The following is an 11,015-nucleotide window of genomic DNA, read 5'->3' as shown; positions in this document are numbered from 1 at the left end:
TGCGCATGTCGCGGACGGTGTGACCCGCTTCGCCGTGCGCGCTCCGCTGGCCGAGGGGCTGGACCTGTGCCTGTTCGCGGGCGGGGCGGAAACCCGCCATGCCATGACCCGCCATGGCGAGGTGTGGACGCTCGACCTGCCGGGGGACCGCACCGGCACCCGCTACGGCTACCGCGCCCACGGCCCCTATGCGCCGGAGCAGGACCTGTGGTTCGATCCGGCCAAGCTGCTGGTGGATCCCTATGCGCTCGAACTCGACCGCCGCTTCGTCCAGCATCCGCGGCTGGCCGTGTTTGGCGAGGATACCGCCGACATTGTCCCCCGCGCTGTGGTGCAGGCGCCGCTGCCGCAGGTGCCGCACCAGCCGCCGCGTTTCCGGCGCGGAGGGCTGATCTACGAGGTCAATGTGGCGGGTCTCACCGCGCTCCATCCCGATGTTCCGGCAGAGCAGCGCGGAACCATCGCCGCGCTCGCGCACCCCGCCGTGATCGCGCACCTCACAAAACTCCATGTCAGCGCGGTGGAACTGATGCCCGTCGTTGCATGGATCGACGAACGCCACCTGCCGCCGCTCGGCCTCGCAAACCACTGGGGCTACAACCCCGTGGCGATGATGGCGCTCGATCCCGGCCTGTGTCCGGGCGGCGTTGCAGAACTGCGCGGGGCGGTGGCGGCGCTGCACGAAGCGGGGATCGGCGTGATCCTCGACCTCGTGTTCAACCATTCGGGCGAGAGCGATGTGCACGGCGGCACGCTCAGCTTGCGCGGGATCGACCCTGCCGCCTATGCCCGCGCCCCCGATGGCGCGCTGATCAACGATACCGGCTGCGGCAACACGCTCGATTTCGCCAATCCGCATGTCCGCAGGCTGATGATCGACACGCTCACCCATTTCGTGACGCATTGCGGGATCGACGGCTTCCGCTTCGACCTCGCCCCCGTCATCGCGCGCGGCCCCGGCTTTGACCCTGAAGCCCCGATCTTCGCCGAACTCGCCGCCGAGCCGCTGCTGTCTGACCGCATCATGATTGCCGAGCCGTGGGATATCGGCCCCGGCGGCTATCAGCTCGGGCAATTCCCGCCGCATTGGCTCGAATGGAACGACCGGTTCCGCGACGATGTGCGCCGGTTCTGGAAGGGCACCGGCACCATCGGCGATCTCGCCACCCGCATCGCCGGATCATCCGATCTGTTCGGGAGCGACTGCCGCAGCGTCAATTTCCTTGCCGCGCATGACGGCTTCACGCTCGCCGACACGGCCAGCTACGAACACCGCCACAATCACGCCAATGGCGAGGATAACCGCGACGGGCACGGCGCAAACCATTCGTGGAACTGCGGCACCGAGGGAGCAACGGATGACCCTGACATCCGCGCCCGCCGGGCTGCCGATATCCGCGCCATGCTGGCCACTTTGTTCGCTTCGACCGGCACGATCATGCTCACCGCAGGCGATGAATTCGGCCGCAGCCAGCACGGCAACAACAACGCCTATTGCCAGACCATGCCGGTGGACTGGGCGGGGCGCGATGCGGCGCTGGAGGATTTTACTGCCAGCCTTGCCGCTGCGCGCGCCGCCAACCTCGCCGCTTTCGCGCAGTTTCCCGAAGGCGGGCAATGGCTGGGACCGGATGGCGCGCCGCTTGCCCCGCACCAGTGGCAGGACCCTGCCACCGACGGGGTCAGCTGGCATCCCCCCGCCGGATCGCAGCGGCCGGGTTTCGCCATCAGCCGCTCCGCCCGCACCGCGGGTTAGGCCGGCGCGCCGAAAAATTCCCGCCCACCATCAATCTGCGCGGGTGACATTGGCCGTATCTTGTGTTGTCAGGGGCGCACACACATGCACCCAACCACAAACGGGGATACCTCAGGAATGAATTTCGAGCTCGATCACGAACATGTGATGCTCAAGGATCTGGTCGCCAATTTCGTCCGTGACCAGCTGTTGCCGCGCGAGGCCGCCGTGATCGCGCGCGAGAATATCGGGCAGGGCACCTACCTCACGCCCGAGGAAACCGCCGAGGTCGATGCGGTCAGCCGCGAACTGGGCCTGTGGGGGCTGGATGCGCCCGAGGAAGTCGGCGGCATGAACCTGCCGATGGTGGCGATGGTCGGCGTGGGCGAGGAACTGGGCAAGACCATCGTGCCCTATTTCCTGCCGCCCGATTCCCCGAACCTCAGGATGCTGATGGTCGCCGCCGACGAACGCCAGCGTAAAGCCTATCTCGAACCCTATGTGCGCGGCGAGACGATCAGCGCCATCGGCATCTCCGAACCCGGCGCGGGCGCCGATCCGCAGCGCATGGTGACCACCGCGGTGCAGGACGGCGATGACTGGATCATCAACGGCCGCAAGATCTGGATCACCAAGGGCGATCAGGCGCATTTCACCATCCTCATGGCGGTGACCGACAAGAACCCCAATGGCCGCAACGGCATGTCGGCGTTTCTGGTCGATCGCGACACGCCCGGTTTCAACGTGCTGCGCAAGATCCCGATGATCGATGGCACCGCGACCTATGAAATCGCATTGGACGATTGCCGCGTGCCGGGGTGGAAGCTGCTGGGCCAGCGGGGGCAGGGCTTTGCGCCGATGCAGGTGCGGCTCGGCACCCGGCGGATCGAAATGGCATCATGGGCGATCGGCATGGCCCAGCGCGCCATGGAAATGATGATCGATTACGCGCCCCAGCGCAACACCTTCGGCAAGCCGCTGTCGGCGCGCCAGACGGTGCAGAACTGGATTTCCGACGCCGCGACCAAGATCCACGCGATGCGGCTGATGACTTATGACTGCGCCTGGAAGATCGATCAGGGCCGCGACACCCGCAGCGAAATCTCGATGATCAAGAGCTTCTGCATCGAGGAAGCCTACACCATCGTCGATCACGCGATGCAGCTTTACGGCGGCATGGGGATGACCCGCGAACTGCCGCTTTACCTGATGAGCAACAAGCTGCGCACCATGCGCATCTATGACGGGCCGAGCGAGATCCACAACTGGGTGGTCGCCCGCAATCTGCTCGGCACCTACGAGTAAAGCCAGGTCCGGGCAGCAAAAAAGGGCGGGATGGCCTTGAACCATCCCGCCCCTTTTTTGTGCGTTATGCGCGCCTGATCAGAACCGCGCCGTGATTCCGAGGAACAGCGTGCGGCCGATGCCCGAAACCGGATAGGCCGAGCTCGACAGGTAAGGCTCCTCGTCGGTCAGGTTGTTGATGCCGCCGTAGAAGGTGATCTGGTCGGTGGCATCGAGGTTGAAGGCGACATTGTGCAGCCAGTAGGCAGGCGCAAAGCCGGCCGGGCCGAATTCTTCCTCGATCCGCTCGATCTGGATGGCCGAGGCGGCTGCGGTCGAATCGATGTACTGCACCCCGTAATTCAGCATGAAATCGCCGCGCTTCCAGGTGACCGAGCCGAAGCCCGCCCATTCGGGCGCACCCAGTTCGCGCAGGCCGGGGTTCACGAAGGTCGGATCGACCGGATCGAAGAAGCGGTTGAGCCGCTCGGTCCAGTTGCCGCCGACGTTGAGGTTGAACATGTTCTGCCCGAGCTCGAAGCCGTAATTGGCCTGGAAATCGATCCCGCGGGTTTCGAGTGCGGCGAAGTTGATCTGCGTCTGCTGGAGGAAGTTGAACCCGAACGGCGTGCTGCTGCCCGGTCCGTTGCGCCGGAACAGGTTGCAGAAATCGTTCGGGAAGGTCGGCAGGTCATAGCAGGAATTGACGATGTCCTGCGCGGTCACCGCCTGGATCGCGTTATCGATCGTGATCGAGTAGTAATCCGCCGACAGCGACAGCCCCGGGATGAAACGCGGCTGGATCACCGTGCCGACCGACCAGGTGGTGGCGGTTTCTTCCTTGAGGTTGGGGTTGCCCCCGCTGGTGCCCGAGAACCGCGCGGTCAGCGGGTCTTCATAGGGTGCGATCCCGGCACCGGGGTTGCCGGTGATGAAGTTCGCGCCGAAGCCCAGCGCCGTGGCTGCAGCGATGCAGTTGGCGCGGCGGTTGGGTTCCAGATCGATCAGACCGGCATCGCACGGATCAGACGGACGGAAGGTCGTGCCCTGCTGCGGGCTGAACAGTTCGGCGATGTTGGGCGCACGGATCGCCCGGGCATAGGTGCCGCGGAAGCGGATATCCTCGACCGGGGCCCAGATGCCGTTGACGTTCCAGGTGAAGGCGCCGCCGACCGTCGAATAATCGGCATAGCGGCCCGCCGCGCCGAAGCTCAGCTCTTCGAAGAACGGCGTGTCGGCCAGCAGCGGGATCAGCACTTCGCCGAAGACTTCGGCAACATCGAACGAACCGCCGGCGTTGAACGTGCGCGATGACGCATCGAACAGCAGCGACTGGTTGTCCGAAATGTCACCGATGAAGGTGCCCGCCGGACCCGCAGGCGAGCCTTCCGGCAGCAGGCCGAGCAGCAGATCGTTGAAGCGCGAGGCCGACTTTTCCTTGCGGTATTCGGCCCCTACCGAGAATTTCACCGCGCCGCCCGGCAGTTCGAAGAAGCCGCCGGTATCGCCGGTCAGGATACCGGTGATCACGGTCTGCTCCAGCCGGAACCGGTCGGTCGTCGGGGTGGTGATGAAGTCCACACCGGCCTGGCTGACCGAATTGACGCCGTTGAACAGGCTCACCGGCACGCACTGCCCGTCGCCCGGACGGAAGGTGAAGAAGCCGGGCGCGATCACCGGGAAGATTTCCGAACCCGGATGCGGGGCCGCGTTGGGGTTCAGCGTCGAACGGCACACCGGGCGGCCGGTGTTGGGATCGGTCACCACGTCGATCGCCGCAAACAGGCGGTCGTAGCGCACCGAGTTGCTGTCAGTGACGACATTGTCGGTGCGGCCGTAATTGCCGACCAGTTCATACTTGAGGTGCGGGGTGATCTCGCCTTCGATCCCGCCGACGATGCGATAGGTTTCGCGCTTGGCGGTGGAAATGCCCGGCCCCAGATCGAGGAAGTCGCGGCTGATGCGCAGGCCGCCGGCCTCGTCCGCGTCGGCTTGCAGCACGTCGGGAATGAAGGGGTTGTCAGGGAAGATCAGCAGGCTGTCATAGAAGGTGTTGTAATTGTTGCGGCTGACCGCGTCGTTGCGGACATACTTGGCATCGAGCCACACCCGCGCCGCGTTCGAGACTTCGTAGCTGGTGCGCAGGTTGGCGTAGATGCGCTCCGAACCCGGGATCAGCGAGGTTTCGTTGGTGCGTTCCACCGCGCCATCGCCGCCGAACTGGTTCGACGCGGTCGAGATGATGCCGTCCTGGAACACCCGCACGCCGCCGCCGGGGGTGGTGACATAGCACCCGCCGCCACCAAAGCCGGTGCGGCCGATGAAGCTCTCGTTACAATCGGGAATGCCGTTGTTGTTAACGTCGGCCGAGAAGTAGTCGAAGTCGTTGCGGAACACGAGGCCCGCGCCCGACGAGATCGCGAAACGCGGATCGGCGCCGATCGCGAAGGCCGGCGCGTTGGCCGCCCGGTCAACCAGCGCCTGTTCGGCAGGCGTAATGCCGCCGGGGAACAGCGTGGCGATCTGCGCCGCGGTCGGGATCAGCGGGCCATAGGGGAACCGCGTCGAATTGGGGCCGGGGCCACCAAGCCGGAAGCGGTTGGCGAAGTTCGGCATGGTCGCCGGGTTGATGTCACCGCGCTGGAACCGGCGCAGCGGGTTGGCATAGGTGGTCGAGTTGTTGCCGCGCCCGTTGTCACGGGTGAAATCGCGCGCACCGAACAGGATCTCGTTGTCCTTGGTGTAACCCGCCGCCAGCGTCACATTGCCGCGCCCTTCGGAAAAGTTCTTGCCGACGACACCCTCGATCCGCGCCGAACGCCCGTCGCCCTTGGACGAAATGCCCATCTGGCCATCGAGCGTGACGCCTTCGAAATCGCGCTTGAGCACATAGTTGACCACGCCGGTCACCGCGTCGGCGCCGTAGATCGCCGATGCGCCGCCGGTGAGCACTTCGACCCGCTCGATCAGCGCGTTGGGAATGGTCGAGACGTCAACCGTCTGCGATCCGGCCACGCCCGAAACGTGCCGCCAGCCATCGATCACCACCAGCGTGCGGTTGGCACCCAGCTGGCGCAGGTTGAGCGTCGCCTGACCGACGCCGCCCGCACCGCGCTCGATCGAGTCCGCCACGGTGCCCGACGAAATCAGCGCCGGGATCTGGCGCAGCGCGGCGGTGGTGTCGGTCGCGCCGAAATTCCTGAAGTCGCCCGCGTCGAGCGTGCTGATCGGCAGCGGCGCGACCGCGTTGGGATCGCGGGCAATGCGCGAACCGGTGACGATGATCGGCTTGCCGCTGTCTTCGGCGGCAGCCTCGCTGTCCTCGACACTGTCCTGCGCGGCGGCAGGCGCGGCGGCAAGGCCTGCGACAAACAGGGCAGCCGCAAGTGCGGGGAGCGATGCGGAGCAGCGGTTATTGGGGATCTTGCGCATAAGTTTGGCCTCAACCTCGAAGTAACAGCATACAGGCGGACGAGCGCTGCACATGGGATGCGCAGTCCGTGCCACGGGTGGTGGAACCGGCGCTGTTGCAGGGATTTGGCCCGCGCAACACCGTGATCCCGAACTGTTCTTCCTGCGCCTGGTCGCGGGCGGAGTATGCTCCTTGCCACGGGCAACCACGGTCAATGCGATGCCAGTCTCGGGGCCGGCAATTGCCATCCGCAATATCCCGCCCCGCCGTTCGCGCACAAGCCATTGCGGGCCGCATCCGCCCCGCACACCGGTTTTGGCAACAAGGTGTCACCTCTGCGCAACAACCCCGCGGGTGCGCTGCGCTTTTGCGACTTCGCACCACGCCTGCGCCTCTGCTAACGCCCGGTGCATGAGCGAATGGATCGAAACGGCGCGGGCCAGCCTTGGCGCGGCGCGGGCTTATGCGGAAAGCGTGCGCGGGGCGGTGGCCCGGCAGGTCGCCCCTGATGGCGAGCCGCAGGCGGCGCTGATCGAACAGGCCCAGCATCGGGTGCACGGCTTTGCCTGGGTGGCGGCGACGGTCGCCGCGCTCGAAGCGACGCTCGACTGGGCGGTGCGGGCCGAGGCAGCGGGCGCCTTCGGTGCGGCGGAAGAACTGGTGCTGCGCGTCGGCTTCGGCGAATATCTCGCCCAGATCGCCCACGGCCTGCCGATGAGCGCGAGCGAAATCGTGCGCCCTGCCGCCTTCGGCACCGGCGAGGCGGCCATCGCCTTCGCCGCCGATCCCGCCACCGCCCGCCTGCTGGCCGAAGGCAACACCCCTGAAACCCGCGCCGCGCTCGCCGCGCTGCTGGAACAGGGCGTGCGGCCTTACGAAGGGCTGGGGGACGAAACGCTTGATCTGGTGCGCGAAAGCTTCCGCGCCTTCACCGCCGAAAAGATCACGCCCTTCGCCCATCAGTGGCATCTGGCCGACGCGCTGATCCCCGATGGCGTGATTGCCGAAATGGCGCAGCTTGGCGTGTTCGGCGTGTGCATCCCCGAAAACTTCGGCGGGCTGGGGCTGGGCAAGCTGGCCATGGCGGTCGTCTCGGAAGAATTGTCACGCGGGTGGATTTGCGCAGGCTCGCTCGGCACGCGCTCGGAAATCGCGGGCGAACTGATCACGCATAACGGCACCCCCGATCAGCAGGCGCGCTTCCTGCCGCGCATTGCCGACGGGTCTTGCCTGCCCACGGCGGTCTTCACCGAACCCGATACCGGCAGCGATCTGGCTGCGGTGCGCACGCGGGCCGAGCGGCAGGCGGACGGCAGCTGGCGGGTGACCGGCGCCAAGACCTGGATCACCCACGCCGCCCGCGCCGATCTGATGACGATGCTGGTGCGCACCGATCCGGCGCGGCCGGGCTATGCCGGGCTGTCGATGCTGCTTGCGGAAAAGACCCGGGGGACAGACAGCGCGCCGTTCCCCGATGACGGGATCGACGGCAGCGAGATTGCCGTGCTCGGCTATCGCGGGATGAAGGAATATGCGCTGGGGTTCGATGGCTTTGCTGTGGCGGCTGACGGATTGCTCGGCGGGGAAGAAGGGCAGGGCTTCAAGCAGCTGATGCGCACCTTCGAAGGCGCCCGGATCCAGACCGCGGCACGGGCGATCGGAGTGGCATGGAACGCCTTTGACCTCGCGCTCGATTATGCGCTGGGGCGGCAACAGTTCGGGCAATCGCTGGTGCGTTTTCCGCGGGTGGCGGACAAGCTGGCGCTGATGGTGGCGGAAACCGTGATGGCGCGCGAACTCACCTACTTCGCCGCCCGCGCCAAGGACCGCGCCGCGCGCTGCGATATCGAGGCGGGGATGGCGAAACTGCTCGCTGCCCGCGTCGCATGGAGCGCGGCGGACAATGCGGTGCAGATCCACGGCGGCAATGGCTATGCGCTGGAATATCCGGTCAGCCGGGTGCTGTGCGATGCGCGGATTCTCAACATCTTCGAAGGCGCGGCGGAAATTCAGGCGCAGGTGATCGGGCGCGGGCTGCTGGCGGGGCAGCGGGTCAGCACACCCGTCTGATCGGGGCGGGCATCGCCGCGCCCTGTTGCGCCAGCATCCGGCTCGCCAGATCGACGTGGCGCGGACGGTCGCCGCGCAATTGGAGCAGGCGGTTGACCCGCGTGACCAGCAGGGCCGGGTCGAACGGTTTGGAGATGAAATCCTGCGCCCCGGCATAGATCGCCTGCGCCTTGTCCTCGGCCCCGTTCATGCCGGTAAACATGATCACCGGCAGATCGTAAAGCAGCGGCGAGCCGCGCAGGCGGCGCAGCAGGGTGAGGCCGGATTGCCCCGGCATATCCTGATCGAGCAGCAGGATATCGGGCCGCTTGCGCCGCGCACATTCCCACGCGGCCTCGGCGCTGGTCACCCAGCCGCTGGCATGGCCGGCATCGATCAGCACCTCGCTGGCGAGTTCGGCGATCAGTTCGTCATCATCGGCAATCAGGATTCGGGCCATGGGATCGGGCCTTGTTGGGAAGGGATGGGGCGAAGGTGCGTGTTGGATTTGCCCGGTATTAACCATCAGCGGTGTGTGCCCGCTTGGCCTGACCCTCCGTAGAAGCCGCTAGACCCCCTCCAGACCCCCTTTAGACCCCTTCCTGCCCCGTCTTGCCCCTGCCTTGCGGCCCTGCCACTGTCCCCGGCGATGATTCGAGAAACCTCCCCAATCGCGTCCAACAGCGACCGCATCGGCCCGTTCTATGTGACCCAAGGCATTCATAACCTAAGGGATTATGGCGGCTATGCGGTGCCGGGTGGCGGGCGGGTGCGCAGCGGGGTGCTGTTCCGCTCGGGCCAGCACATGGAAGCCTCCGACAGCGATCTCGACCTGATCCACGCGCTCGACATCCGCACCGTGATCGACCTGCGCGGGGAGAGCGAAAGGGCCGGTTTTCCGTGCAGGCGTCATGCGAACTTTGCTGCACAAGTGATTGCCTATGAAGGGGAAACCAGCAATTCCCCGCCACACGAAGGGGGCGGAGGGAAGATCGTGATGACCCCGCAAAAGGCGCGCGAGAGGATGCTGGCGGTCTATACGCGGATGCCGGTCAATCCTGCGATGATCGACATGTTCTCACGCTATTTCAATGCCTTGGATGCCAATGATGGCGGTTCGCTGGTGCATTGCTTCGCCGGAAAAGACCGCACCGGCATCGCAGTCGCCCTGCTGCTCCATGTGCTGGGCGTGCATCACGATGATATTGTTGAAGAATTCCTGCGCACCAATGATGCGCCGACCCGCGCCATCCTCGAACGCCAGTCGCTTCCCCGCATGCAGGCGCACTACGGCGAGATCGAGCCCGAGGCGCTGCACAATCTGATGGGCGTTTTACCAGAATATATAGACACTTACATCGCCGAGGTGACACGCGATCACGGCTCGCTCGATGCCTATCTGGCGGGCAGGCTGGGCGTGGACGAGGCGAAAAAAGCGCGCCTGCGCGAACGTCTGGTGGCGTGACAATCGGTCAATCGCACTCCATATCGCGCCCCTGAGATTCTCCGCAAAGGCACCCCGACATGGCCACCCACCACACCAAGATGCTCATCATCGGCTCCGGCCCGGCCGGCTATTCCGCCGCGATCTACGCGGCGCGTGCGATGCTGCAACCCATTGTTGTGCAAGGACTTCAGCCCGGCGGCCAGCTGACCATCACCACCGATGTCGAAAACTATCCGGGCTTTCGCGACGTGGTGCAAGGCCCCTGGCTGATGGAGGAGATGAAGGCGCAGGCCGAACATGTCGGCACGCGCATGATGTGGGACACGATCGTTTCGGTCGATCTCGAAAACGGCCCCCCGTTCCGCGCCATCGGCGACAGCGGCGATGAGTATATCGGCGAAACGCTGGTGATCGCCACCGGTGCGCAGGCCAAATGGCTCGGCGTTCCGGGCGAGCAAGAGCTTGGCGGAAAAGGCGTTTCTGCCTGTGCGACCTGCGACGGGTTCTTCTATCGCGGCAAGAAGGTGGCGGTGATCGGCGGCGGGAACACCGCAGTGGAAGAGGCGCTCTACCTCACCAACCATTCCGACGATGTGACCCTGATCCACCGCCGCGACAGCCTTCGTGCGGAAAAGATCCTGCAGGAGCGGCTGTTCGCCAACCCGAAGATCACTGTCCTGTGGAACAAGGCGGTCGAAAGCTTCGAGGCGGGGGAGAACGGCATGCTCCACCACCTCGCGCTGAAGGACACGGCGACCGGAGAGGCATCGACCATCGAAGTCGACGGAGCCTTCGTCGCCATCGGTCACGCGCCCGCGACATCGCTGTTCACCGGCAAGCTGCCGATGGACGAGAGCGGCTATCTCCTCACCGAACCCGGCACGCCCAAAACGGTGATCCCCGGCGTGTTCGCAGCGGGCGATGTCACCGATCACGTCTATCGTCAGGCGGTGACCGCGGCGGGCATGGGCTGCATGGCCGCGCTCGATGGCGAGCGGTTCCTCGCCGCCCGCGCCCATGCCGCCAAGGAAACCGAAGCGGCGGAGTGAAGATTTGTCCTTAGGCCACCTTCGGTGGCGCAGATGCCT

At 65.6% G+C, this 11,015-nt stretch carries 7 protein-coding genes; 5 read left to right on the top strand and 2 right to left on the bottom strand.

Annotated features, from left to right (window positions below; all coding sequences use genetic code 11):
- Positions 1-19 precede the first annotated feature (19 nt).
- Positions 20-1,756 carry a glycogen debranching protein GlgX gene (gene glgX, locus ACU0AG_RS09615; protein ID WP_482782061.1) on the top strand — a complete coding sequence of 579 codons (1,737 nt, stop codon included), beginning with the start codon at positions 20-22 and terminating at the stop codon, positions 1,754-1,756.
- Positions 1,757-1,873: 117 nt separating this feature from the next.
- Positions 1,874-3,040 carry an acyl-CoA dehydrogenase family protein gene (locus tag ACU0AG_RS09610; protein WP_482782060.1) on the top strand — a complete coding sequence of 389 codons (1,167 nt, stop codon included), beginning with the start codon at positions 1,874-1,876 and terminating at the stop codon, positions 3,038-3,040.
- A 78-nt stretch (positions 3,041-3,118) separates the two neighbouring features.
- Here the strand turns inward: ACU0AG_RS09610 and ACU0AG_RS09605 are convergent, their stop codons facing one another.
- Positions 3,119-6,451 carry a TonB-dependent receptor domain-containing protein gene (locus ACU0AG_RS09605; RefSeq protein WP_482782059.1) on the bottom strand — a complete coding sequence of 1,111 codons (3,333 nt, stop codon included), beginning with the start codon at positions 6,449-6,451 and terminating at the stop codon, positions 3,119-3,121.
- A 391-nt stretch (positions 6,452-6,842) separates the two neighbouring features.
- Between ACU0AG_RS09605 and ACU0AG_RS09600 the strand changes: the two genes are divergently transcribed.
- A complete protein-coding gene (locus tag ACU0AG_RS09600) occupies positions 6,843-8,501 on the top strand; it encodes an acyl-CoA dehydrogenase family protein (protein WP_482782058.1) in 1,659 nt (552 codons plus the stop codon).
- Here ACU0AG_RS09600 and ACU0AG_RS09595 read toward each other — a convergent pair.
- Complete coding sequence (locus ACU0AG_RS09595) at positions 8,485-8,940, bottom strand: response regulator (protein ID WP_482782057.1); 456 nt, start codon at positions 8,938-8,940, stop codon at positions 8,485-8,487. The two genes, ACU0AG_RS09600 and ACU0AG_RS09595, sit on opposite strands and share 17 nt — an antisense overlap.
- Positions 8,941-9,129: 189 nt before the next feature.
- Here ACU0AG_RS09595 and ACU0AG_RS09590 point away from each other — a divergent pair, with 189 nt between their 5' ends.
- Both ACU0AG_RS09590 and trxB read left to right on the top strand, forming a co-directional pair.
- Positions 9,130-9,945: a tyrosine-protein phosphatase gene (locus ACU0AG_RS09590; protein ID WP_482782056.1), complete on the top strand. Its 816-nt coding sequence runs from the start codon at positions 9,130-9,132 to the stop codon at positions 9,943-9,945.
- Positions 9,946-10,004: 59 nt separating this feature from the next.
- Positions 10,005-10,976, top strand: a complete 972-nt coding sequence (gene trxB, locus ACU0AG_RS09585; RefSeq protein ID WP_482782055.1) for a thioredoxin-disulfide reductase — start codon at positions 10,005-10,007, stop codon at positions 10,974-10,976.
- The last annotated feature ends 39 nt before the right edge of the window (positions 10,977-11,015 follow it).

The organism is Erythrobacter sp. RANMB8, assembly GCF_056848235.1.
The sequence above is the reverse complement of the archived record's forward strand: the minus strand, read 5'-3'. Positions and strand labels throughout refer to the sequence as shown.